Raw genomic sequence first — 23,720 nt, forward strand, 5'->3', positions numbered from 1 at the left:
CGGCCGTGGTGAACGAACCGGTCGTGCACGTCGTCGACGAGGTCCCCGAGCTCGACGGGGTGGACGACCTGGCGATGGTCGTGGCCCTCGACGGCTTCCTCGACGCCGGCAACGCCGCCGCCCGCGCCGCCCGGCACCTCCTGGACCAGTCCGACCTGGCGGAGTCCCCCGTCGTGGCCACCTTCGACGTCGACCTGTTCCACGACTACCGCGCGCGACGCCCACCGATGTCCTTCGTGCGCGACCACTACGAGGCCTACGAGCCGCCTCGCCTGGTCGTCCGGCTCGTGCGTGACACCGGCCGGACGCCGTACCTGCTCCTGCACGGTCCTGAGCCCGACACGCGGTGGGAGGCCTTCGTGGCCGGTGTGCGTCTGGTGGTCGAGCGGCTCGCCGTGTCACGCGTGGTGGCGATGGGCTCGGTCCCGATGGCGGTTCCCCACACCCGTCCGATCGCCATCACCCCGCACGCCAACAACGCGGCGCTCCTCGACGCGGACAGCCCGTGGCGCGGCGAGCTGCGGATCCCCTCGAGCGCCCAGGCCCTGCTGGAGCTGCGGCTGGGGGAGTGGGGTCACGACGCGCTCGGTTTCGTCGCCCACGTCCCGCACTACCTGGCACAGCTCGACTACCCGGCGGCGGCGGTCTCCCTGCTCGAGCACGTGGAGCGGGGGGCGCGGCTCACCGTCGACCTGTCCGACCTCCGCGCCGAGGCCGGCGACCGTGAGGCCGAGATCGCCCGCTACCTGGCGGCCAACGAGGACGTCGGTGAGGTCGTCGCCTCCCTGGAGCGTCAGTACGACGCCTTCGAGCGGGCCGAGTCGGAGGGCTCCAGCCTGCTCGCCGAGGACCAGCCGCTGCCCACAGGCGAGGAGATCGGCCTGCAGTTCGAGCAGTTCCTGGCCGGCCTCGACGGGACCGAGGACGACACCGACGACCCCGACGACGAGGACTGACCCGTGCCCGCTTCGGCCACCGAGCTCCTCGAGCTGCTCTCCCTGGAGAAGCTCGACACCAACCTGTTCCGGGGACGTCAGCCCGACACGGAGATGCAGCGGGTCTTCGGTGGTCAGGTCGCTGCCCAGGCCCTGCTGGCCGGGTGCCAGACCGTCGACCCCGCCTACCGCCCGCACTCGCTGCACTCCTACTTCCTGCGCCCGGGCGACACCGCCGTGCCGATCGTCTACGACGTCGAGCAGCTGCGCGACGGCCGCTCCTTCGCCACCCGTCGCGTCGTCGCGCGGCAGCACGGCCGACCGATCTTCTTCCTCACCGCCAGCTTCCACCAGGAGGAGCCCGGCTTCGACCACCAAGACGCGATACCTGACGTGCCGGCCCCCGAGGACGGCGTCCGGCTGGTCGACCTCGTGCGTGCGCGCGACGCCGCCGAGGCCGAGCGGTTCGAGAAGGAGTGGGCCGCCCTCGACGTGCGGTACGTCGGGATCAGTGGCCGCGGCCTGCCCGACGACCCCGACCACCCGGCACGCGCCCGGTTGTGGATCCGCGTCAACGGCGAGCTCTCCGACGACCCGCTGGAGCACCTCGCCGCCTTCACCTACGCCAGCGACCTGACGCTGCTCGGTGCGGCCCTGGTGCCCCACGGCGTGACGATCGGAACGCCGGGGCTGCAGCCGGCCTCGCTCGACCACGCCATGTGGTTCCACCGGCCCTTCCGCGCCGACGAGTGGTGGCTCTACGACCAGCACGCGCCGTCCGCGCAGGGTGCTCGCGGGTTGGCGCTCGCCCAGGTCTTCACCGCCGACGGTCGCCTCGTCTCCTCCGTGGCCCAGGAGGGCCTGCTGCGGATGCGACCGACCGACTGACGTTCCGCCCAGCGCGAACAGTCCTGTCCAGGCCTCGCTCGAGGCGGGAGCATCGGGCGTCATGAGGGTCCTGGTCCTGGGCGGTTCCCACCACGTCGGCCGTGCTGTCGTCGAGACCGCCCTGGCCCGAGGCGACGACGTCGTGACCCTGAACCGCGGGCTCACCGGGGTGACGGCCCCGGGCGTGGACGTCCGCCACGCGGACCGGCGAGACCCGGGCGCGGTCGCGGCGGCACTCGGCGACGACGAGTTCGACGCCGTCGTCGACACCTGGTCGCAGGAACCGGTGGTCGTGCGCGACGCGGCGCGGCTGCTCTCCGGGCGCGCCGGCCACTACACCTACGTCTCCTCGCGCTCGGTCTACACCTGGCCCCCTGCCCCCGGGCTCGACGAGTCAGCACCCGTCGTCGAGGGCGACCCGGACGGGACCGACGCCGGCGACTACGCCGCCGCCAAGCGTGGCGGCGAGCTGGCCGCAATCCGGGACTTCGACGGTGACGTGCTGCTGGCCCGGGCCGGGCTCATCCTCGGCCCCTGGGAGCGCGTCGGGCGCCTGCCGTTCTGGCTGGACCGGGTGGCGGCCGGTGGCCGGGTGCCCACGCCGGGCCCCGAGGACCGCCCGCTGCAGCTCGTCGACGCCCGCGACCTGGCCCAGTGGGTGCTGGAGCACCAGCCGGTCGGGGTGTTCAACACCGTCAGTCGCCCCGGGCACACCACGGTCGGCGAGCTGCTCGCCGAGTGCGTCCGCGTCACCGGCAGCGAAGCGGAGCTCGTCTGGCTGTCTCCCGAGGCGGTCGAACGGGCCGGGGTGGCGCCGTGGACCGAGCTCCCGATCTGGGTGCCGCCGACCGGCGAGCTCGCCGGCCTGCACGACGGCGACGTCTCCGCGGCGTACGCCGCCGGGCTGACGTGCCGGCCGGTGCGCGAGACGGTGGCCGCCACGTGGGCCTGGATGCAGCGCGAGGGCCTGCCGCCGCAGCCCGGCGACCGGCCCCGCACCGGGATGGACGTCGCCGCCGAGCGGCGGCTCTGGAAGGCGGCCGGTCAGACGGCGTAGGCGCGACCGACCAGGTGGGGCGCCCCGTCCTTGGGTCTGGTGAGCGCGAACGCCTGGCCGGTCTCGGTGGACTCGTGGCCGAAGGCCACCGTCCCGGGCAGCAGGACCGGCTTCTTGAACGCCGCGTCCACCGTCACCGAGTCGGGCAACCGGTTCTCGAGTGCCGCGACGCAGCGGGCGAGGCTCCACATGCCGTGGGCGATCTGCCGGGGGAAGCCGAGGGCCTTGGCCGTCAGGGGGTAGAGGTGGATCGGGTTGCGGTCACCCGACACGGCGCCGTAGCGGCGGCCGAGGTCGTCGGCCAGGCGCCACTCCACGGTGCCCGGTGGTGTCCGCTCCATCGTGGTGCCGGACGAGGCATCCGCATCGCCCTTCCCGCGCCGGAGGTAGGTCGAGGTCGACTCCCACACCACCTCCACTCCGGAGCGCACCTCGGCCAGGAAGTCGATGACCGTGCCCTTGGGGTGGGGGCGCGGCGCGGACACCCGGACGCCGACCGAAAGCTCCTCCGTCGCCGAGACCGGGCGACGAGCCGTGATCGAGTTCTCCAGGTGCACGGTCCCGATCGCGGGGTAGGGGAACGACGGGCTGGTCATCACCCGCATGTGGAGCGGGAAGGCCAGCAGGTGCGGGTAGGTCAGCGGCAGGGTGTCCTTGGCGGGGAAGCCGCACACGCGGGCGTACGCCGCCACGTGGTCGCGCGAGACCACGACGCGGTCGCGCGTGAACGCCAGCTGGCTCGGGTCGGCGCCGGGGTCCTTGCGGATCCCGGGCAGCTGGTTGACGACCGGGATCGACGGCAGGGCCGCCTTGAGGATGACCGGGACAGCCATCAGGCACCCATCATCATCTGGCCGCAGACCCGCACCACGTTGCCGTTGACGGCGGTGGAGCCGGGATGGGCGTACCACGCGATGGTCTCGGCGACGTCGACCGGCAGGCCACCCTGGGCCATGGCGTTGAGGCGCTGGCCGACCTCGCGGGTCGCGAACGGCACCTTGGCCGTCATCTCGGTGATGATGAAGCCGGGGGCGACCGCGTTGACGGTGATCCCCTTGTCGAGGTCGTCGGCGAGGCTGTCGACCAGCCCGATGACCCCCGCCTTGGAGGCCGCGTAGTTGGTCTGGCCCCGGTTGCCGGCGATACCGGCGATGGAGGCGACCCCGATGATGCGGCCGTTGTCGTTGACGACGCCCTTGTCGAGGAGGTGTCGGCTGATCCGCTCGGGGGCGAGGAGGTTGACGCCGATCACGGAGTCCCACCGCTCCTCGTCCATGTTGCGCAGCAGCTTGTCGCGGGTGATGCCGGCGTTGTGGACCACGACGTCGACCCCACCGTGCTTCTCCGAGAGGTGGCGTGCGATGCGCTGGGGCGCGTCCTTGGCGGTCACGTCGAGGGTGAGGTGGTCCCCGTCGAGCTCGGTCATCAGCCGCTGCAGCTCGCTGGCGGCCTGGGGGACGTCGAGGCCCACGACGGTCGCGCCGTCGCGGTGCAGGACCCGGGCGATCTCGGCGCCGATGCCGCGGCTGGCCCCGGTCACGAGGGCCACCTTGCCGTCCAGCGGTCGGTCGGGGTCCTCCACCTCGACCGCCTTGCTGGTGTGGGTGCCGACGCGGACGACCTGCCCGGAGACGTAGGCCGACTTCGCGGACAGCAGGAAGCCGAGGGTGGAGCCCAGTGCCCCCTCGGCGCTGTCGGCGACGTACACCAGCTGCACGGTGCCGCCCTTGCCGACCTCCTTGCCGAGGGAGCGGGTGAAGCCCTCCAGGGCCCGCTGGGTGACGCGCTCGGAGCCGGAGACCTGCTCGGGCGGCGTGCCGAGGACCAGCAGCCGCGGGCAGGTGGCGAGGCTGCGCAGCAGGGGCGTGAAGAAGTCGCGCAGCGCCGACAGCTGTGACGCGTCGGTCAGGCCGGTGGCGTCGAAGACCAGACCGCGGTAGGTCTCGGCCGCGTCAGCGGCGGCCGTCGAAGCCACCCCGAGGGTGTCGAGGAGGCCGGGGAGGGACTCGACCAGCCGACCCGTGCCGCCCACCACCACGGTGCCGTCCACGAGCGGCGCGCCGTCCTCGTGGCGCCGCAGCGGGGTGGGGTTCGGCAGGCCGAGGTTGTTGACCAGCAGCTTGCCGACGGGGGTGCGCACGAAACCTTGGTAGCGATCGCTCATGGCTGTTTTGTAACTCCCTGTGCAACTACGCGTCCACACATCGTGACGTGGGACTCAGACGGTTTCGCCCGAGGCTACTCGCGAGTCACAATGGGCCGCATGCAGACCTCCACGCGCCGTGTCGCCGTCGTCGGCGGCAACCGGATTCCGTTCGCCCGCTCCAACACCGCCTACGCCGATGCCTCCAACCAGGAGATGCTGACCGCGGCCATCGACGGCCTGGTGACGCGGTTCGGGCTGCAGGGCGAACGACTCGGTGAGGTCGTGGCGGGCGCGGTGCTCAAGCACGCGCGCGACTTCAACCTGACCCGGGAGGCCGTGCTCGGCTCGCGGCTCGCTCCCGAGACGCCCGCCACCGACATCCAGCAGGCGTGCGGGACCGGCCTGCAGGCCGCCATCCAGGTGGCCAACAAGATCGCGCTCGGCCAGATCGAGGCCGGAATCGCCGGCGGCACCGACACCACCTCCGACGCGCCGGTCGCGATCAGCGACAAGCTGCGCAAGAAGCTGATGAAGGTCAACGCGGCCCGTGACACCGCCAGCCGGCTCAAGGCGCTCGGTGCGATCCGCCCCACCGACATCGGCCTGGAGATCCCGCAGAACGGCGAGCCCCGCACCAGGCTGTCGATGGGCGAGCACGCCGCCCTCACCGCGCTGGAGTGGCAGATCGGTCGTGAGGAGCAGGACGAGCTCGCCGCCGCCTCCCACCAGCGGCTCGCGGCGGCCTACGACGCCGGGTTCCTCGACGACCAGATCACCCCGTTCCGCGGTCTCGAACGCGACAACAACCTGCGGCCGGACTCCAGCGTCGAGAAGCTCTCGAAGCTCAAGCCGGTCTTCGGCAAGGGCGAGGCGGCGACGATGACGGCCGGCAACTCGACGCCGCTGACCGACGGCGCCTCGGCGGTGCTGCTCGCCTCCGAGGGGTGGGTGCAGGCCCACGACCTCCCGGTGCTCGCCTGGTTCACCGCCTACGAGACCGCGGCGGTCGACTACGTGCACGGCGCCGAGGGGCTGCTGATGGCGCCGGCGTACGCCGTGGCGCGGATGCTGCAGCGGGAGGGGTTGGCGCTGCAGGACTTCGACTACTACGAGATCCACGAGGCCTTCGCCTCGCAGGTGCTCTCGACGCTCAAGGCGTGGGAGGACCCGATCTTCTGCAAGGAGCGGCTCGGCCTCGACGGGCCGCTGGGCGCGATCGACCGGACCCGGCTCAACGTCAACGGCTCCTCGCTCGCCGCCGGCCACCCCTTCGCCGCGACCGGCGGCCGGATCCTGGCCAACGCCGCCAAGCTGCTCGACCAGAAGGGCTCCGGCCGGGTGCTGATCTCGATCTGCGCCGCCGGCGGCCAGGGCGTCGTCGCGATCCTGGAGAAGTAGCCCGCACCCGCACCAGGCTTCTGCCGAGGATCCCGGTCACCTGGTGGCTGGGATCCTCGGCACAGCGGTCGTGACGGGACGTCAGCGGGTGGCGAGGGCGAGGGCGCTGGCGACGAGGTGGTCGCGGACCTGCTCCCGGGAGATCTGCCCCACGGTCGGGATGCCGGGGGCGGCCTCCTTGACCAGGATCCCGACGCGCGCGAGCTGCAGCGCCCCGAGCCCGCTGGCGTAGAGGGTGTTGGCGAGGAGGGTCGGGTCGTCGACGGTGAAGTCGCCGCTCTCGACGCCGTCCTCGAGCGCGCCCGACAGGACCGACAGGCACGAGGAGATCGCGCGCCCGAGACGGAACAGCGCGGACTCCGAGATCTCGTCGAGCAGCTCGGGTCCGCTCCGCCGCATCAGCGTCTGCGCGCAGTCGACAAAGGCCGGGTGGGTGACGCCGTAGTCCGCGAAGGCCGTGGTGATGGCTCGCAGGCGGTCGGGGGGATCGGTGGCGCTGTCGTCGGCGGCGACCAGCTCCTCGCGCAGCTCGTTGAGGTACTCGACCAGCGTGAGGGCGAAGAGCTCCTCCTTGCCGGTGAAGTGGCGGTAGACGATGGCGCGGTTGACGCCGACGGCGCCGGCAATCTGGTCGATCTGGGCGTCGCGGACGCCGCTGCGGTCGAAGAGGGCGCGGGTGGCGGCGATGATCTCGGCCTCGCGCTTGCGGCGCCGGGCCGCTGCCGCGGTACGCCGGCCGTCGGACTCGGGCGCCCTGCTCGCAGCCATGGCCACAGGTTAGTGCAACACCGAGTTGCACAGGTGTGACAGCTTGTCGTCACGAGGCCGGTCGGTGGCCTGTCAGGACGCTGGTGCACCGGGGGGGCCCGCTCGCGCCCGTTCGAGCGCGAGGCGGGAGCCGACGGCCAGTGTCGCGGCCAGCGCGTTGAAGCCGAGGTCGACGGGGTCGAACACCCGGTTCGGGAGGATCCACTGCAGCCCCTCGTCGACCGTGCCGACCAGGGACGCGGCGAGGATCGCCAGCACTGATGGCAGCGGCGTCCGGCGTCCGCAGCGGACACCCTCGCGCAGTGCCTCGTGCAGCAGCAGCGCCAGCACGCCGTACTCGATCAGGTGGGTCCGCTCCTCCGGGATCGCCATGCGGGTGAGCACCAGCAGGTAGACGGCGCCGACCCCGAGTGCGACGCCGATCTCCCGGCCACCCGGCCGCACCCGGAGCGCGAGGACGAGCCCGGCCGCGACCACCAGGCCCAGGCCGATCCCGAACATGAGGTCGATCAGTCCCCGCGCACGGAGGGCGCCGGCGAGGGCTCCGGCGAGACCCAGCGTCAGGTAGATCCCCGTCACGACGGCGAGGGTCCACCACCACAGCCGCCGCTCCCTGTCCGAGCGGAAGAGAACCATCGCACCTCAACCTACTCGCGCACGTAGAAGTGCCGTACGGACAGCGGCACATGAGTGCCGGGGCGAGGTCGTACCCGGAAGGACCGAACGCCCGAACCGGTCGGCTCGTCACGCGAGACAGCGTCCGTGGAGCGCTCCTTCGGTCCTTCGGTGTACGAACGGAGCGGCGCGGACGCAGAGACGCCGCGAACGGGTGACCCTCGCACGAGAACGCGCCGGCCAGTCCCTATCCTCCTCACATGAATCTCGGACGCACTGCAAGTGCGCTGCTCTGTGTACTCCTGGTCGCTGGTTGTGCCGGCGGGGACCCTGCGATGGAGGCTGGCAAGACCTGGCTCGCCGTTGTGGAGGACGCTAGGGGTTCGGATGGCTGGTCCGTCGAGACTCTGGAGACCGCTACCACCGACCTCCCCAACGGCGCGGAGGCCACCGGCATCGTGGATGACGACGGCGACGGGCGCGACGATGACGGACGAGTCAGCGTCACGGCGGATGGTGAGTGGGCCTGCGTGACCTTGCCTGGTGCCGGCGAGGACGGAGACGTAGCCAGCGGGGCCTGCTCCTAGCGCACGCAGCGGCGGCCCATCCGCACATCGGCAGGTGCAGGTGGTTCCACCTAGCGGAGCGCCCGCACGGTGTCGATCGTGTCGGCCTCGGCGGCGGACTTGTCGTCGCGGTAGCGGACGACACGAGCGAAGCGGAGCGCGAGCCCGCCCGGGTAGCGGGTGGAGCGCTGAAGCCCGTCGAGGGCGATCTCGACCACCTGCTCCGGACGGACGTGGATGACGTGGCCCTCGCGGTGGGTCTCCAGCTCCTGGAACCGCTCGGTCTGCCACTGCAGCATCTCGTCGGTCATGCCCTTGAACGTCTTGCCCAGCATCACGAAACCGTCCCCGTCGCGAGCGCCGAGGTGGATGTTGGAGAGCCAGCCCTGCCGGCGCCCGGAGCCCCACTCGACCGCGAGGACGACCAGGTCGAGGGTCAGCACCGGCTTCACCTTGACCCAGCCGGCGCCGCGCCGGCCGGCGGCGTAGGGCGCCGTGAGGCTCTTGACCACCACGCCCTCATGGCCCGCAGCCAGGGCGCGGTCGGTGAAGGCCTGGGCCTCCGCGAGGTCGGCGGTGACGACCCGCGGCACCCGCGAGGCCTCGGGGACCAGGGCGGCGAGCGCCTCGGCGCGCTCGGAACCGGGGGAGTCGAGCAGGTCACGGCCGTCGACGTGGAGCAGGTCGAAGAAGTACGCCGTGACCTCGACCCCTTCGTCCATGGCGGTGCGTGACGCGGTCTCCTGGAACGGGCGCGGCCGACCGTCGTCGTCGAGCGCGATCGCCTCGCCGTCGAGCACGAACCGCGAGGCGGGCAGTGACCGGGCCAGCGTGACCACCTCCGGTAGCCGGTGGGTGATGTCGTCGAGGCTGCGGGTCGCGATGGCCACCTCGTCACCGTCGCGGTGCACCTGGATCCGGATACCGTCGAGCTTGGTGTCGACCGCGACCTCGGCGCCGTCGGGACCGGCCTTGGCCAGGGCCGCCTCGAGATCGGTCGCGCTCGAGGCCAGCATGGGCGACACCGGCCGTCCGACCTCGAGGCCGATCGCGGCCAGGGCGTCCGCCCCCTCGAAGGCCGTCCGCGCGATCGCGACGGTCGACCCCGCGAGCATCGCCGCCCGGCGTACGGCGGGCACGGGGACCCCGGCGGCCGCGGCCAGCGCTTCCTGGACCAGGGCGTCGAGGGCACCCTGACGGACCTCGCCGGTGACCAGCCCACGGAGCCACCGCTGCTCGGCAGCGGTGGCGCGGCCGAACAGCTCCCCCAGAGCGGCGGCTCGAGCCTGTTGTGACCCTGACCCCGCGAGCGAGGCGAGGTGGTCGAACGCCTCGTGCACCTCGGTCACGGCCAGGGTCGGCTCGGCGGCCGGCTCGGGCAGCGACTGCAGGCCCCGCCACCCCACGCCGGTACGACGCTGGAGGAGCGAGCCGGCGAGGTAGGAGGTGACGAGGTGCAGCTCGCCGGGCTCGGCCCCGCCCAGTGCCTCGGCGAGGGCGGCCACCTTCGCCTTGCGTGACCGGGTCGCGGCCACCGCCGCGGAGGTCGCCACCAGGTCTGCGATCAGCACGCGGTCAGGCTAGCGACCCCGTGCCGACACGACCCCACGAGTCACACCGGCCACGCCGGACGGGGGGAACTGCCCGTTGTCGGCTGTTGCAACACCTGACAACGTCCGGTTTCCCCGGTCGACCGGGCAAACCCAGGGGCCCCACCCTCAGCCACCGATCCGGGTCCGGACCTCGTAGAGCTCCGGGAAGAAGGAGATGTCGAGCGCGCGCCGCAAGAAGCTGACCCCGCTGGAGCCGCCGGTGCCCGTCTTGTGGCCGATGGTGCGCTGCACCACCTGGAGGTGACGGAACCGCCACTCCTGGAAGTTGTCCTCGAGGTCGACGAGCTCCTCGCAGGTCTCGTAGACGCCCCAGTGCTGCTCGGGCGCGTTGTAGACCCCGGCGAAGACGTCGACCAGCCCGGGGTGGAGCCGGTGCTTGACCGACCAGTCCCGCTCGACCAGCTCCGCGGGGACGTCGTAACCGCCCCGGGCGAGGTGTCGGAGGAACTCGTCGTACAGCGACGGCTCCGCGAGCAGCGTCGCCAGCTCGTCGTGTGCCGTCGTGTCGTGCTCGTGGACCCGCACCATGTCGGCGTCCTTGTTGCCGAGCAGGAACTCGACCTCGCGGTACTGCGCCGACTGGAAGCCCGAGGAGGTCGCGAGGAAGGGACGGATCTCGGCGTACTCGCTGGGGGTCATGGTGGCCAGGACCGACCACTGGTCGGTCAGCGTGTGCTGGATGTGCTTGACCCGCGCCAGCCGCTTGAGGGCGGGAGCCAGCTCGTCGGAGGCGAGCAAGGAGCGCGCGGAGCGGAGCTCGTGGACCATCAGCTTCAGCCAGAGCTCCGAGGTCTGGTGCTGGATGATGAAGAGCAGCTCGTCGTGCTGCGGCGGGTCGCTCTGCGGGCGCTGCGCGGACAGCAGCTGGTCGAGGCAGAGGTAGTCGCCGTAGGACATCTGCTGGCGGAAGTCGGTCTCGATGCCGGCCTCGAGCTCGCGGCGGTCGTCGTCGGGCACGGCCCCAACCTAGGCCACGGAGCGCCCTGAGGGCCGCCCGCGGGGCCGCGCTGCCCGGGGCGCGGCCCTCCCGCACGTGGCCGGCCGTGACTTACCCTCGGTGCATGACCGCCCCCCCGGACCAGAGCACCGCGCACAACACGCGGCTCTGGGTGCCTGCGTGGCCGGTCCCGGTCGGGCAGATCCTCGGCCAGCAGCGTCGCGGCGGCGGCGACCCCACCTACCGCATCGACTTCCAGGGCCGTCACTGGCGTGGCATCAGGACCCCCGTCGGCGAAGCCACCCTGATGGTCGAGACCCGGCCCCGCGAGGGGCGCGTCTACGCAGCCGCCTGGGGCAGCGGGGCCGAGTGGGCCCTCGAGTCGCTGCCCGCCCTGCTCGGCGCCGATGACGACCCGACCGGCTTCGAACCCACCCACCAGGTGCTCGCGGACGTGTGGCGGCACCACCGCCACTGGCGCATCGGCCGCACCGGGTTGGTGATGGAGGCCCTGGTGCCCTCGATCATCGAGCAGAAGGTCACCGGCCAGGAGGCGTTCGCGGGGTTCCGCAACCTGGTCCACCGCTGGGGGACCCGGGCACCCGGCCCGGGCCACGACCTCGACCTCTACGTGCAGCCGGACGCCGAGACGCTGCGTCACATCCCGTCCTGGGAGTGGCTCCGGCTCCACATCGACCCGGCGCGGTCGAAGGCGATCGTGATGGCGGCGCGGGTCGCCCATGCCATCGAGCGGACGGCCGACGCCACGCTGGAGGAGGCCGACCGCGCCCTCCGGTCGCTGCCCGGGGTCGGCGTGTGGACCAGTGCCGAGGTGAGGCAACGCGCGCTCGGCGACGCCGACGCGGTCTCCTTCGGCGACTACCACGTCGCCAAGGACATCGGGTGGGCGCTGACCGGCAAGGCGTTCGACGACGAGGAGCTCGAGGACTACCTCGAGCCCTACCGCCCGCACCGCGGCCGGGTCCAGGGCCTGGTGGCGCTCGCCGGGCTCCATCGGCCCCGGCTCGGGCCGCGGATGCCTCCCCGGACCCACCTGCCCACCTGAGACGAGCGGGTCTCAGAGGAGCGGCCGGAACGGCCGGAGCAGCGCCTCGGTGAAGCGGCGGTGCAGGTCGCGCGCCTCCCACTCATGCAGGGTCAACTCCAGGCAGTTGCTCTCGTCGGTCCGGAAGATCTCCTCCATCACGTGCGCGAGCGAGTCGTCGATCACCTCGACGTTGACCTCGTAGTTGCCGGTGAGGCTGAGCCGGTCGATGTTGGCGGTGCCGACCGTCGTCCAGGTGCCGTCGACGGTCGCCGTCTTGGCGTGGACCATGGCGCCCTGGTAGCGCAGGATGCGGATGCCGCCACGGAGCAGCTCGTCGTAGTAGCCGCGGGAGATCCAGTCGGCCACGACGTGGTTCGACTTCAGCGGCACGAGCAGCCGTACGTCCACGCCCCGCTGGGCCGCGGCCACCAGCTCGTCGACGAAGTCCGGGTCGGGCAGGAAGTAGGCCTGCGTGATCCAGATCCGGTCACGGGCACGGTTGATGGCCTCGAGGTACATGTTCCTGATCGGGAACATCCACAGCCGCGGCACGTTGCGGTGCACGCGGAACCGCGGCTCCCACTCGGACGCCGTCTCCAGCAGCAGCGGCCGCTCGCTGGTGCCGAGCAGCCGCCGGCGGTTGAGGTTCCAGAAGTCTGCGAACGCCCGCTTCAGGTCCCACACCGCCGGCCCGGTGATGCGGATGTGGGTGTCGCGCCACTCCGTGGCGTACGCCGCTCCGATGTTGTAGCCGCCCACGAAGCCGACCGTGTCGTCGACGACCAGGATCTTGCGGTGGTCGCGGCCGTAGCGACGCAGGTCCAGGACCCGCCACCCCGCGTTGTAGACGGGGTAGGGGAGCACCTTCATGCTGCGGGGGAAGCGCTTGAACCGTGGCGACACCACCAGGTTGGCGAAGCTGTCGTAGATGCAGTGAACCTCGACGCCCCGGGCGGCCGCCTCGGCCAGGGCTCGCTTGAACCGCTCACCGACCGCGTCGCCCTTCCAGATGTAGGTCTCGAAGAGGATCTGGCGCCGCGCTCCCTCGATCGCGGCGAGCATCGCGTCGAACAGGTCCTGCCCGTAGGTGTAGGTGGTCACCTCACCTCCGCTCTCGCCGACCTCGACGGTGCGCGGTGGCGTGACCGGGAACGGCTTCGGCTTCTTGCCCCGACGGCGGTAGGAGTCCACCACCGACATGCCGACCGCGATGGCGAGCTGCAGCCCGAAGAGCGCCAGGAGGGTCCGCCGGACCAGCCGGATCAGCCGGCCGGCGGGGGAGCGGGAGGCGTCGGACACCCCGCCAATCTAGCCAGCGCCGCCCGGCAGGTGGGCCCGGAACGTCAGATGCCCCATCAGCCGCGCGGCGTCGCGACGATAGACCCAGTCGTGGTACGTCGACGCGAAGCCGCGCACCGGCCCCGGGAGGTAGGGCTCGTACATCGACGGGAGGTCCCACAGCCGAAACTCGACGTCGGTGAACCCGGCGCGACCGAGGTGCGCAGTCACGGCACGCGTCGTGTTGATGCGGTACTCGGTCGGGAAGTGGTACCCCTCGACCTGCTCGACCGGGCGGAGCCTGCGCAGCAACGGCTCCGCCACGTGCGCCCGGGTGGCCGCCCAGGTCGAGAGCCCGAAGTAGTGCCACTTGTTGACCGTCATGCCCATCAGCACCCCGCCCGGCCGCAGCACGGCGGCGCAGGCCCGGGTGAAGGCCCGGGGGTCGGAGACGTGCTCGAGCACGAAGACCGAGAAGGCGAGGTCGAAGGGTTCCGGGTCGGTGGCGGCGTACGCCTCCATGGTCAGGGCTTGCGCTTCGTGGAGGGTGGTGTTGCCCAGGACGGCGGGGTCGGGGTCGATGCCCACGATGGTCCCGGCCACGCGGGAGACCGGGCGCAACGTCCCGGACAGGTTGTGGCCGGCGCCGATGTTGAGGACCCGGCCGCCGGCGGGGCACTCGCGGGCGACCCACCGGGCGAAGCCGCGCACCGCCACCCGTGGCGGTGGCATGGCCACGACCGTGGCGGAGATGGTGCTCCGGACCCCGACGGGGGACATGACTCAGGGTGGCACCCGCTGCGGTCGGGCGCAACGAACGGGTGTTGCGTCAGTGCCCGGCGGCCAGGGCGACGTCGAGCTGGCGCAGCGAGTACTCCGTGACCGTGAGCAGTGCGCGCTTCACCGACCGCCGCTCCCGTGCGTCGATGGCGATGATCGGCACCCCGGGACGCAGCGCCAGCGCGGCGCGCACGTCCGCGAGGTCGTAGCGGTGGGCGCCCTCGAACTGGTTGACCGCGCAGACGAAGGGGATGCCGCGGGACTCGAAGTAGTCGAGGGGCGCGAAGGCGGCGTCGAGTCGCTGGGTGTCGATGATGACGACCGCACCGATCGCGCCGATGCACAGGTCGTCCCACATGAACCAGAACCGCTCCTGCCCCGGCGTACCGAAGAGGTAGAGCACGAGGTCCTCGGCGAGGGTGATCCGGCCGAAGTCCATGGCGACCGTCGTCGTCGACTTGGCAGGGGTCGCGGCGAGGTCGTCCACGCCCTCCGACTCGTTGGTGACGAGGGCCTCGGTGCGCAGCGGGGTGATCTCCGAGACCGCACCGACGAAGGTGGTCTTGCCGACGCCGAAGCCGCCGGCGACGACGATCTTGGTCGACGTGACGGTGTCAGAGCGCCCGGAGTCCACGCAGCGTCCTCTCGATGAGGCTCCGGCGGTCCTCGCGCGGTGCGTCCGCGGCGAGGGTGCCACCGACGCGCACCAGACCGGCTTCGACGAGGTCGCCGAGCAGCACCCGTACGACGCCGACGGGCATCCGCACCTCGGCCGAGACCTCGGCGACGGAACGGCCCTCGGCCGCCCGCAGCACGACGTCGCGCGGGGCGTCGCCGTCCGGCTCGTCGGCGTCGCGCTGCAGGCGCGCCTCCAGCGGCAGCTCCACGGTCGGGCGGGTCCGACCCGCGGTGATCGTGTAGGAGCGGACCAGGCTGACGGTGGGCACCGGCTCGGTCCCAGCGGTGCCGACGTCGTCGGCCATCACGGCGTCGGTGGTCATCATGACCGGAACCCGTAGGGGAGGGTGCGTGGCCGGGTCTGCACCATCCGACCGACGCGGTCGACCAGCAGCGCCATCTCGTAGCCCACCTGACCGAGGTCGCTGCCGTCCTTGGTGAGCACACCGAGGTGGGAGCCGTTGCCCACCGCCATCAGCAGCAGGTGCCCGCGCTCCATCTCGATCACGGTCTGCAGCACGGCACCGCCGTCGAAGAGCCCGCTGGCTCCGACCGCCAGGCTGGCCAGGCCCGAGCTGACGGCCGCCACCTGCTCGGCTCGGTCGCCGGGAAGCCCAGCGCTGGCGGCGGTGAGAAGCCCGTCAGCGGAGACGAGGACCGCGTGGGACACACCGGGGACGTCGTCCACGAAGCGGGTCATCACCCAGTCGAGGTCCCGACCGCGGCGTGCGGCGGGACCGGGGAACCCCTCGCCCATGTCGCTCACTCCTCGTCCTCGTCGGTGACCGGGGTGGCCACCCCGCCGGCGGCCGCGGCCCGGCCGCGTGCGACCCCGTTGGCGTGGGCGGAGAGCCGGGCCTTGATCGCTTCCGGGTCGCGCATCAGGTCGGTGCCCGAGCCGGAGACGCCACCCGGCACCAGCCGGTCACCGGGTCGCCTGGTCGGCAGGCCGGAGTCGCTGTCGGAGCGCGGCGCCTCGGCGGAGGCACGCTCGGCGGCCTTCCAGCCTTCGTCGGCCTCGGAGGGGCTCCACGCCTCCTCCTGCTGGTCCTGGTCCTCGTCCTCGAACCAGCTCGAGCGCAGCTGGCGGAAGATCGGGCTGTCGAACTCGTCGTCGTCCTCCACCTCGGCCACGACCGGGAGGCCGAGGTCCTGCTCGTCGTGGTCCTCGACGAGGTCCGGGACGACGGCGAGCGAGAGCGGGACGGCGGGCTCGCGGACCGGGAGGCCGGCGGCCGGGGAGTCGTCGCCCGCTGCGACGTGCTCCTCGGCAGCCGGTTCCTCCGAGTCGGGGAAGACGGGCTCCGCTCCGAAGCCGCGGAACAGCTCGGGGGAGAGGACCTCGTGGTCGCGGTCGGGCTCGGTGTCGACCTCGGCGGCCGCGTCTTCGAGGTCGGCCTGACCGGACTCGTCGGACTCGTCGGCCTCGTCGGCCTCGACGGCCTCGACGGCCTCGACGGCCTCGACGGCCTCGACGGCCTCGTCGGTCTCGTCGATCTCGTCGGCCTCGTCAGCGACGTCGGGGACCTCGGTGTCCTCGTGGGCGTGCTCGTCGTCGACCTCGGCGTCGACCTCGGCGTCGACCTCGGCGACCGCGTCGTCGAGGTCGGCCTCCTCGTCGTCAGCGACCCAGGCGTGCTCGGTGTCCTCGGTGTCGGCGGCCGTGTCCGCGAGGGCGACCTCGTCCTGCCCCTCGACAGGCTCGACCTCGTCGGCGTCCTCGGCGACCGGCTGCTCCTCCGCGGCGACCTCGTCGCCGTCGTGGACGTGCTCCTGCTCGTCGACGCCCTGTTCGGCGACGTCCTGCTTGGCGACGTCCTGCTCGTCGACGTCGGCCTCGCCCTGGTCGGTGCCGTACCGCTCGGGGAAGAAGAGCTGGGCCCAGGTCGTGTGCGGGTGCGCCGGCCGAGCCGGCTCCTCGACGACCGGCCGGGCGACGGTCTCAGGAAGAACCTCGGTGTCGTCCTCGGTGACGTGCTCAGGGCTGTCCTTCGGGCTGTCCTCCGCGACCACGAGGGTCTCGTCGACCTCGGACGGGCCCTCAGCGCCCGCGCCGTGGTCGAGCCCGACCGGCTCGGACTCCTCCATAGCCGGATCCGCCGCACCCGGGGTGGCCAGGTCGCGGTCACCCATCCGCGGGAAGAGCGAACCGGCGGCGGGGGGCTGCGTGGCGCCGGGTTGGCGCTGGGGAAGACCGATGTTGGCACTGATGACCGCCGACAACGTCTCCGCCGACAGGTCCTCGCGGGTGGCCACCGGGTCGAGCGTCGGCATGGGGGGCTCCCACGCGGCCGGCTGCCAGCCGGGGGCCTCGACGGGTGCGTCCTCGTCCTCGAGGGGCGGCTCCTCGGCCGCGGTTGCCTCCGGCGCCCCGGAGGACTCGAGCTCGGCCGGCGACTCGGCTGCGGGGCCGACGAGGGCGGGGACGCCGGCGACGGGCGACAGGCCCGTGAGCAGGGGGCGCGGCAGGAACACCTGGGCGGTGACACCGCGGTCGACGTTGTCGGAGAGGAGCACCGTGATGCCGTGACGGCGCGCCAGGCGGCTCACGACGAGCAGGCCCATCCGCTTGGTCGCCTCGACGGTGAGCGTGCCGCCCGAGCGCAGCTCGCGGTTCAGCATCTCGAGCGTGGTGTGCTCGATGCCCACCCCCTCGTCGCGGATCTCGACCAGCAGCATCCCGCTGGGGGCGTTGACCAGGATGGTGACCTCGCTGTCCGGCGACGAGTAGGTCAGCGCGTTGTCGACGAGCTCCGTGAGCAGGTGGACGACGTCGGCGGCGGCCGTTCCCTTGATCCGGACCGCGGGCGCGGAGGTGACGCTCACCCGCTGGTAGTCGCGGACGCCTGCGGTGGCGGCGTGCAGCGCCTCGGTGATCGTCAGGGACTCCTGCTCGCTGCGCTGGGTCGGTGCGTCTGCCAGCACGACCAGGCTCTCCGCCGTACGCCGCATCCGGGACGCGAGATGGTCGAGCCGGAACAGGTTCTCGAGCCGCTCCGGGTCCTCCTCGTCGCGCTCCAGCTCCTCGATGAGGTGCAGCTGCTGGTGCACCAGCGAGGTGCTGCGGCGCGACAGGGTCACGAACATGTCGCCCACGCGCGAGCGGAGCTCGGCCTCGCCCTGGGCGAGACGGACGGCCGTGCGGTGCAGGTCGTCCACGGCACGCGCGACCTGACCGAGCTCCTCGGTGGTGGTGACGTCGATGGGCTCGATGTCACCGGGGCGGTGGCCCGAGCGGATCCACCCGACGGTCTCCGGAAGCCGCTCGTTGGCGACCTCGAGGGCACCGTCACGCAGCCGACGCAGCGGGAGGACCAGGGCGCGGGAGACCAGGAGCGCGAGGACCAGGGCGATGAGCAGCGCGACCCCGACCAGGACCGCCGTGACGGTGGCCTCCGTGCGGGACCCCGAGGCCTCCTCGGCGAGCGACCGCTCGGCGTCGGCGAGCAGCTCCCCGGCGAGCTCGTCGTAGATCCGGAGGGCGTCTCCGCCCTGCACGGCGGCGCCGCGGTCGACGGCACCCTGGTTGCTCGCGTTGAGACGGCGGAGGAGCTGCACCCGGTCGTCGTCCGGCAGGGCGCGGAGCAGGTTCGAGATCACGGCGGACTCGACGCCGAGCTGGCTGTAGAGGACGTCGGCCGGCAGCGAGCGTGGCTCGTCGAGGGCCTGCAGCTGCAGCCGGGTGACGGCGTAGCGTCCCTCCACCAGCTGGCCCGTCAGGGCGAGAGCCCGTTCGGCGGGGGACCCGGTGGCGGCGAGGTCGGCGACGAGCAGCGAGACGTCGGCCTCGAGCTGCCCGAGCTCGACGAGGGAGGAGGGGCCGGAGGCATAGGCGGAACCGTCACGGAGCGACTCGGACCCGGAGAGGGCGCGGTCGACGAGCGCCCGCTGGTTGCCGGTGAGGTCGGCGTCGTCGGCGGTGGCGGAGAGCTCGGCGCCTGCCGCCCGGACCGCGACCACGGCGGCCTCGCGGCCCGCCTGCTCGACGTCGTCGTCGCGGTGCACCATCGCCGCCTCCTCCGCGGCGGAGAGGTAGCCGAGAGCGGGCTCGAGGACGGTGACCTGGCTGGCCGCCGCGGTGGCGGCCTCGGAGCGGTCGAGCGCGGACGCCACCCGCAGGCCGCCGAGCACCACGGCCAGGAGCAGGGGGAGCGCGACGACGAGGGCGACCTTGCGGCGTACCGGCCAGTCGGACACGTCGGGAGTCCGCAGTGCCCGCCGGCTCGGGTCTGGCCTCTGGTCCATGATCGCTCTGTTCTCGTCGTCGCTGGCTGAGTGGTGCCGTGTGGTGGTGGTGCCATCGGGGCCGGGGGGACCTCGATGACGCTCGTTTCGAGCCTAGGGACAACCGGACATCCCGTCCCGCGAACGACGCAATCGTTCGGCCAGACCTGCATAGTCCTACCTGTCGGTGGGTGGTCGTACGCTCGACCCATGCGTCCAGTGACCGATCTCGAGCGCCGGGTGGCGCCCTTCAAGGTCGTCTCCGACTACTCGCCGTCCGGCGACCAGCCGGCGGCGATCGCGGAGATCACCCGCCGGGTCGAGGCAGGGATGTCCGACGTCGTGCTCCTGGGTGCGACCGGCACCGGCAAGACCGCCACGGTGGCGTGGGTGGCCGAGCAGGTGCAGCGTCCCGTGCTGGTGATGCAGCCCAACAAGACGCTGGCGGCCCAGTTCGCCAACGAGCTGCGACAGCTGTTCCCCGACAACGCCGTCGAGTACTTCGTCTCCTACTACGACTACTACCAGCCCGAGGCCTACGTCCCCCAGACCGACACCTACATCGAGAAGGACTCCTCCATCAACGAGGAGGTCGAGCGGCTGCGTCACTCGGCCACCAACAGCCTGCTGACCAGGCGTGACGTGATCGTGGTGTCGACGGTCTCCTGCATCTACGGCCTGGGCACCCCCCAGGAGTACGTCGACCGGATGCTGCGGCTGCGCGTCGGGGAGGAGCACGACCGCGACCAGATCCTGCGACGGCTGGTCCAGATCCAGTACACCCGCAACGACATGTCGTTCTCCCGGGGGACGTTCCGGGTGCGTGGCGACACCCTGGAGATCTTCCCGGTCTACGAGGAGATGGCCGTCCGGGTCGAGTTCTTCGGCGACGAGATCGAGCGGCTGATGACCCTCCACCCGATCACCGGCGAGGTGCTGACCGAGGACACCGAGCTCTACGTCTTCCCGGCGAGCCACTACGTCGCGGGCCCGCAGCGGATGGAGCGCGCGATCGCCGGCATCGAGGCCGAGCTGGAGGAGCGGCTGGCCGAGCTCGAGGGACAGGGCAAGCTGCTCGAGGCGCAGCGGCTGCGGATGCGCACCACCTACGACGTCGAGATGATGCGCCAGGTCGGCAGCTGCTCGGGCATCGAGAACTACTCGATGCACATCGACGGCCGGGCCCGCGGGTCGGCGCCCAACTGCCTGCTCGACTACTTCCCCGAGGACTTCGTGCTCGTCATCGACGAGTCCCACGTGGCCGTGCCCCAGATCGGCGGCATGTACGAGGGCGACATGTCCCGCAAGCGCAACCTGGTCGACCACGGCTTCCGGCTGCCGAGCGCCATGGACAACCGGCCGCTGCGGTGGGAGGAGTTCCTCGACCGGATCGGGCAGACGATCTATCTCTCGGCGACCCCGGGCGACTACGAGCTCGACAAGGTGCAGGGCGACACGGTCGAGCAGATCATCCGTCCCACCGGCCTGGTCGACCCCGAAGTGGTCGTCAAGCCGACGAAGGGCCAGATCGACGACCTGATCCACGAGATCAACCTGCGTGTCGAGAAGGGCGAACGGGTCTTGGTCACCACGCTGACCAAGAAGATGTCGGAGGACCTCACCGACTACCTCCTCGACGCCGGCATCCGGACCCGCTACCTCCACTCCGAGGTCGACACCCTCAAGCGGATCGAGCTGCTGCGCGACCTGCGGCTGGGCCAGTACGACGTGCTGGTCGGCATCAACCTGCTCCGCGAGGGTCTCGACCTGCCCGAGGTCTCCCTGGTGTCGATCCTCGACGCCGACAAGGAGGGCTTCCTCCGCTCCGACAAGTCCCTGATCCAGACAATCGGTCGTGCGGCGCGCAACGTCTCCGGACAGGTGCACATGTACGCCGACTCGATCACCCCGTCGATGGAGGCGGCGATCGACGAGACCAACCGACGGCGCGAGAAGCAGGTCGCCTACAACCGCGAGCACGGCATCGACCCGACGCCGCTGCGCAAGAAGATCGCGGACATCACCGAGATGCTCGCCCGCGAGGACGAGAACACCCAGGCACTCCTGCAGACCTGGGCCGACGTGGGCCAGAAGGGCCGGGCCGGCGGCGTCAAGGGCACCTCACCCACCCCGGCGCTGTCGCGGCTGCGCGAGGACGGCCAGCACCCCGACCTCGCGGGACTGCCGAGCACCGAGCTCGCCGACCTCATCCAGGAGCTCACCGAGCAGATGCGGACCGCTGCCGCCGAGCTGGAGTTCGAGGTGGCGGCCCGGCTCCGCGACGAGATCTCCGACCTCAAGAAGGAGCTCCGCCAGATGATGGAAGCGACGAAGTGAGGGCAGCGCCGAGCGACAACGGTGAAGACAGGCTCGACTGAGCTCGGCCCGACCGGGTTCACCCGCTCGGGCGGAGCCGCCCGCTTCGACCGCTCACTAGGGTTGCCGTCATGACCACCATCGACCTCGGCCGGCCCGTCCAGGGCGACGTCATCGACCTGATCCTCCACGACCACCGCCTCTTCGAGTCCCTGCTGCGCGACCTGCGTGACGCCAGCAGCGACCGCGACGCGGTCCGCCAGGCGTTCGCGGCGCTGCACGTGGCGCACGCCGAGGCGGAGGAGAAGCACGTCTACCCCACGCTGCGCAAGAAGCGGGCGGTGAGCGAGCACGAGGCCGAGCACGGCGAGGAGGAGCACGCCGAGGGACACGAGGCGCTGCTGGCCGTGCTCGAGCTCAAGGGCACCGACACCCAGGCCTTCGACGACGCCGTCGAGAAGCTGGCCGAGGCGGTCAACCACCACCTCACCGAGGAGGAGCTGACCATCCTCAACCCGGCGCGCGAGGAGGTCGGCGAGCAGGTGCGCGCCGACCTGGGGGAGCAGTTCGCGGCCGAGCGCAACCGGCAGATCGAGCAGGACTGCGGCCGGCTCGACAACGTCCGGGCGCTGGTGCGCGACGCCGAGCGCGAGGGACTCCTCGACGACGACGACGAGTGAGTCGCTCGGTCAGGCCCGGTGGCGGACCACGGTGAGTCCGACCATGCGGGCGACCACCAGCGCGATGTAGAACACCCCGGCCACCTGCTCGAGCATGGCCACCGAGCGGGCGTGAGGCATCACCGGCACCACGTCGGACAGGCCGACGCTGGTCAGGGTGGCGAAGGAGAGGTAGAGCAGCTCGAACCAGGACTGCGCACCTGGGTCGGCTCCCGCGAAGGAGCCGGGCACGAGCACCTGCACGCCGGCGTAGACGTAGGCGAAGCCCCACGCCACCACCGTGAAGGCTGCCGCCGTCGCGTAGAGCTCGTCCCGCGTCACCCGGTCGTCGTGGAAGAGGTAGCGGATCATCGCGTAGGACACGTAGAAGTAGAACGGTGCGTGGAGGACTGCGGATCCGAGCACGATCCAGTCGGTGTCCTGCCATATCGACTCGCCGACGCTGAACAACATGGCCGGCGGGGCCAGCAGCAGCCCGACCCAGGTCAGGGTGGGCGTTCGGCGCACGGCGAAGACGGCCGCGAGCACGATGGCGAGCTGCACGACACCGAGGATCGCGCGGCCGGCTGTCGAGCTCTCCAGGAACGGGTAGGCGAGGATCGCCACCACCTGGGCGAGGAGCACCAGGCCCGAGGGGTGTCGGCGCAGCGTCTCGGTGGGGGAGTCGCTCACTCGGTCTCCTCGCGCCGCTTCTCGATCGCCTTGCGCTGCTTCTTCTCGAGCCGCCGCCGCTCCTCGCGGACCGACTCCTCCCGGCGGGCCTGGACCCGGGCGAGGTTGACCAGGCCGACGAGCGTGACGAAGACGGGCCACGGGAAGTAGGGCTCGAAGCCGGCGTCCCCGAAGGAGCCGACCAGCCAGATGGTCCACACGATGGCGGAGATCGTCAGCACCCCCCACAGTGCCTCGCGCCGGTCGCTCCGCCACGACTCCAGCGCCCGTGCATCGAGCTCGGCCGGGGTCAGGGCCGACGAGGGGGCGTCATCGCGGGGGACGAGACCTTCCAGCGGCGCGAGCAGCGCCCCGAGGGTCCGTGCATCAGCGGTGGCGGCGGTGCGCTCGTCCAGCTCGTGACGGTCGAGACGCCCGTCCGCGAACGACTCGCCGAGCACACCCAGCACCACGTCGCGGTCGGCGTCCGAGGCGCGGAGGTCGCGTGCCGCGGGGTCGCGCGGGTCGCGGCTGAACGCCGCCCACACCTGCACTGGCTCTCTCATCCCGACACTCCCACCACGGCCCGCATCCTAGGGGGGTGGACCCTAGGATGCCGGGGACGTCGACATCCGGGGAGGCGATCGTGACCGCGCGACCGAACGTTGCGCTGCTGGCCCTCGTGGTCGCCCTCGTGGTCGCCACGGTCGCTGGTGCCGCGCTCGTGTGGCGAGCCGACCGCGACCAGCGGGCGGCGGAGGCCCGGCAGCGGCCCTACGGCGAGGTGATCCGCGTCGCGAGGTCCCATGCCGACGCACTGGTCAACCTCCGTCACGACGAGCCGGCCACGCTGCGCCGGGCACAGGCCGGGGCCACCGGGGACCTGGTCGATGACTACACCGAGACCGGCCGGGTCGGCGGGCCGGTGGTCAGGAACCGGTCGGTGCTCGAGGGCTTCGTCGTGTGGACCGGCGTGGAGACGATGGCGGCGGACGAGGCGACGGCCCTGGCCGCCACGACGGGCACGGTCAGGAGTCGGCGGACCGACGGTGAGCGGGTGACCCGACGGTTGCGCCTGCGGATCCATCTCGTCCTCGAGGGCCGGCGCTGGCTCGTCGACGACGTCGAGCTGGTGTCCTGAC

Annotated in this window: 23 protein-coding genes; 9 read left to right on the top strand and 14 right to left on the bottom strand. The window is 71.9% G+C overall.

What is annotated here, in order from left to right; translation table 11 throughout:
- Positions 1 to 5: 5 nt before the first annotated feature.
- The 3 genes from K6T13_RS08275 (at position 6) to K6T13_RS08285 (ending at position 2,880) form a co-directional block, all read left to right on the top strand.
- A complete protein-coding gene (locus K6T13_RS08275; RefSeq protein ID WP_249424008.1) occupies positions 6 to 956 on the top strand; it encodes a proteasome assembly chaperone family protein in 951 nt (316 codons plus the stop codon).
- Positions 957 to 959: 3 nt separating this feature from the next.
- Positions 960 to 1,823, top strand: a complete 864-nt coding sequence (locus K6T13_RS08280; protein WP_222898002.1) for an acyl-CoA thioesterase — start codon at positions 960 to 962, stop codon at positions 1,821 to 1,823.
- 61 nt (positions 1,824 to 1,884) lie between these two features.
- Positions 1,885 to 2,880, top strand: a complete 996-nt coding sequence (locus tag K6T13_RS08285) for an NAD-dependent epimerase/dehydratase family protein (protein ID WP_222898003.1) — start codon at positions 1,885 to 1,887, stop codon at positions 2,878 to 2,880.
- On the opposite strand, the gene K6T13_RS08290 is transcribed toward K6T13_RS08285, so the two are convergent.
- Positions 2,868 to 3,713: a MaoC family dehydratase gene (locus K6T13_RS08290; protein WP_222898004.1), complete on the bottom strand. Its 846-nt coding sequence runs from the start codon at positions 3,711 to 3,713 to the stop codon at positions 2,868 to 2,870. The genes K6T13_RS08285 and K6T13_RS08290 overlap by 13 nt on opposite strands.
- Positions 3,713 to 5,044 carry a 3-oxoacyl-ACP reductase gene (locus tag K6T13_RS08295; protein ID WP_222898005.1) on the bottom strand — a complete coding sequence of 444 codons (1,332 nt, stop codon included), beginning with the start codon at positions 5,042 to 5,044 and terminating at the stop codon, positions 3,713 to 3,715. Before K6T13_RS08295 ends, K6T13_RS08290 begins: the two co-directional genes overlap by 1 nt.
- A gap of 99 nt (positions 5,045 to 5,143) precedes the next feature.
- Between K6T13_RS08295 and K6T13_RS08300 the strand changes: the two genes are divergently transcribed.
- Positions 5,144 to 6,424 (top strand): acetyl-CoA C-acetyltransferase, encoded by a 1,281-nt coding sequence (locus K6T13_RS08300; RefSeq protein WP_222898006.1) that lies wholly within the window; start codon positions 5,144 to 5,146, stop codon positions 6,422 to 6,424.
- 81 nt (positions 6,425 to 6,505) lie between these two features.
- Here the strand turns inward: K6T13_RS08300 and K6T13_RS08305 are convergent, their stop codons facing one another.
- Together K6T13_RS08305 and K6T13_RS08310 are read right to left on the bottom strand one after the other, a co-directional pair.
- Complete coding sequence (locus K6T13_RS08305; RefSeq protein ID WP_222898007.1) at positions 6,506 to 7,192, bottom strand: TetR/AcrR family transcriptional regulator; 687 nt, start codon at positions 7,190 to 7,192, stop codon at positions 6,506 to 6,508.
- Between the two features lie 72 nt (positions 7,193 to 7,264).
- Positions 7,265 to 7,828 (bottom strand): VanZ family protein, encoded by a 564-nt coding sequence (locus tag K6T13_RS08310; protein WP_222898008.1) that lies wholly within the window; start codon positions 7,826 to 7,828, stop codon positions 7,265 to 7,267.
- 239 nt (positions 7,829 to 8,067) lie between these two features.
- Between K6T13_RS08310 and K6T13_RS08315 the strand changes: the two genes are divergently transcribed.
- A complete protein-coding gene (locus K6T13_RS08315) occupies positions 8,068 to 8,394 on the top strand; it encodes a hypothetical protein (protein WP_222898009.1) in 327 nt (108 codons plus the stop codon).
- A gap of 50 nt (positions 8,395 to 8,444) precedes the next feature.
- On the opposite strand, the gene K6T13_RS08320 is transcribed toward K6T13_RS08315, so the two are convergent.
- Together K6T13_RS08320 and kynA are read right to left on the bottom strand one after the other, a co-directional pair.
- Complete coding sequence (locus K6T13_RS08320; protein ID WP_222898010.1) at positions 8,445 to 9,944, bottom strand: ATP-dependent DNA ligase; 1,500 nt, start codon at positions 9,942 to 9,944, stop codon at positions 8,445 to 8,447.
- A gap of 147 nt (positions 9,945 to 10,091) precedes the next feature.
- A complete protein-coding gene (kynA, locus tag K6T13_RS08325) occupies positions 10,092 to 10,943 on the bottom strand; it encodes a tryptophan 2,3-dioxygenase (protein ID WP_249424009.1) in 852 nt (283 codons plus the stop codon).
- Positions 10,944 to 11,047: 104 nt separating this feature from the next.
- On the opposite strand from kynA, the gene K6T13_RS08330 reads away from it, so the two are divergent.
- The gene (locus K6T13_RS08330; protein ID WP_222898011.1) at positions 11,048 to 11,989 is read left to right on the top strand and encodes a DNA-3-methyladenine glycosylase family protein; all 942 of its coding nucleotides are present in this window, start codon (positions 11,048 to 11,050) and stop codon (positions 11,987 to 11,989) included.
- A gap of 12 nt (positions 11,990 to 12,001) precedes the next feature.
- Here K6T13_RS08330 and K6T13_RS08335 read toward each other — a convergent pair whose 3' ends face one another.
- The 6 genes from K6T13_RS08335 to K6T13_RS08360 all read right to left on the bottom strand — a co-directional run bounded on the left by K6T13_RS08335 (position 12,002) and on the right by K6T13_RS08360 (position 18,952).
- Positions 12,002 to 13,171 carry a phospholipase D-like domain-containing protein gene (locus K6T13_RS08335; protein WP_222898210.1) on the bottom strand — a complete coding sequence of 390 codons (1,170 nt, stop codon included), beginning with the start codon at positions 13,169 to 13,171 and terminating at the stop codon, positions 12,002 to 12,004.
- A gap of 108 nt (positions 13,172 to 13,279) precedes the next feature.
- Positions 13,280 to 14,029: a class I SAM-dependent methyltransferase gene (locus K6T13_RS08340; protein WP_222898012.1), complete on the bottom strand. Its 750-nt coding sequence runs from the start codon at positions 14,027 to 14,029 to the stop codon at positions 13,280 to 13,282.
- A 49-nt stretch (positions 14,030 to 14,078) separates the two neighbouring features.
- Positions 14,079 to 14,663, bottom strand: coding sequence for a GTP-binding protein (locus tag K6T13_RS08345; RefSeq protein WP_222898013.1), 585 nt, complete (start codon positions 14,661 to 14,663; stop codon positions 14,079 to 14,081).
- Positions 14,644 to 15,033 carry a DUF742 domain-containing protein gene (locus tag K6T13_RS08350; RefSeq protein WP_222898014.1) on the bottom strand — a complete coding sequence of 130 codons (390 nt, stop codon included), beginning with the start codon at positions 15,031 to 15,033 and terminating at the stop codon, positions 14,644 to 14,646. Before K6T13_RS08350 ends, K6T13_RS08345 begins: the two co-directional genes overlap by 20 nt.
- Complete coding sequence (locus tag K6T13_RS08355) at positions 15,030 to 15,464, bottom strand: roadblock/LC7 domain-containing protein (protein ID WP_222898015.1); 435 nt, start codon at positions 15,462 to 15,464, stop codon at positions 15,030 to 15,032. Before K6T13_RS08355 ends, K6T13_RS08350 begins: the two co-directional genes overlap by 4 nt.
- A gap of 5 nt (positions 15,465 to 15,469) precedes the next feature.
- The gene (locus K6T13_RS08360) at positions 15,470 to 18,952 is read right to left on the bottom strand and encodes a sensor histidine kinase (RefSeq protein ID WP_222898016.1); all 3,483 of its coding nucleotides are present in this window, start codon (positions 18,950 to 18,952) and stop codon (positions 15,470 to 15,472) included.
- A gap of 189 nt (positions 18,953 to 19,141) precedes the next feature.
- Between K6T13_RS08360 and uvrB the strand changes: the two genes are divergently transcribed.
- Together uvrB and K6T13_RS08370 are read left to right on the top strand one after the other, a co-directional pair.
- Positions 19,142 to 21,268: an excinuclease ABC subunit UvrB gene (gene uvrB, locus K6T13_RS08365; RefSeq protein ID WP_222898017.1), complete on the top strand. Its 2,127-nt coding sequence runs from the start codon at positions 19,142 to 19,144 to the stop codon at positions 21,266 to 21,268.
- A gap of 110 nt (positions 21,269 to 21,378) precedes the next feature.
- Entirely contained in the window at positions 21,379 to 21,927 is a 549-nt protein-coding gene (locus tag K6T13_RS08370) for a hemerythrin domain-containing protein (protein WP_222898018.1), read from the top strand.
- A gap of 9 nt (positions 21,928 to 21,936) precedes the next feature.
- On the opposite strand, the gene K6T13_RS08375 is transcribed toward K6T13_RS08370, so the two are convergent.
- A complete protein-coding gene (locus K6T13_RS08375; RefSeq protein WP_222898019.1) occupies positions 21,937 to 22,599 on the bottom strand; it encodes a potassium channel family protein in 663 nt (220 codons plus the stop codon).
- Positions 22,596 to 23,144, bottom strand: a complete 549-nt coding sequence (locus K6T13_RS08380) for a DUF1707 SHOCT-like domain-containing protein (protein ID WP_222898020.1) — start codon at positions 23,142 to 23,144, stop codon at positions 22,596 to 22,598. Before K6T13_RS08380 ends, K6T13_RS08375 begins: the two co-directional genes overlap by 4 nt.
- A gap of 80 nt (positions 23,145 to 23,224) precedes the next feature.
- Between K6T13_RS08380 and K6T13_RS08385 the strand changes: the two genes are divergently transcribed.
- Entirely contained in the window at positions 23,225 to 23,719 is a 495-nt protein-coding gene (locus tag K6T13_RS08385; RefSeq protein ID WP_222898021.1) for a hypothetical protein, read from the top strand.
- The last annotated feature ends 1 nt before the right edge of the window (position 23,720 follow it).

The organism is Nocardioides coralli (genome assembly GCF_019880385.1).
GTDB classification, from domain to species: domain Bacteria; phylum Actinomycetota; class Actinomycetes; order Propionibacteriales; family Nocardioidaceae; genus Nocardioides; species Nocardioides coralli.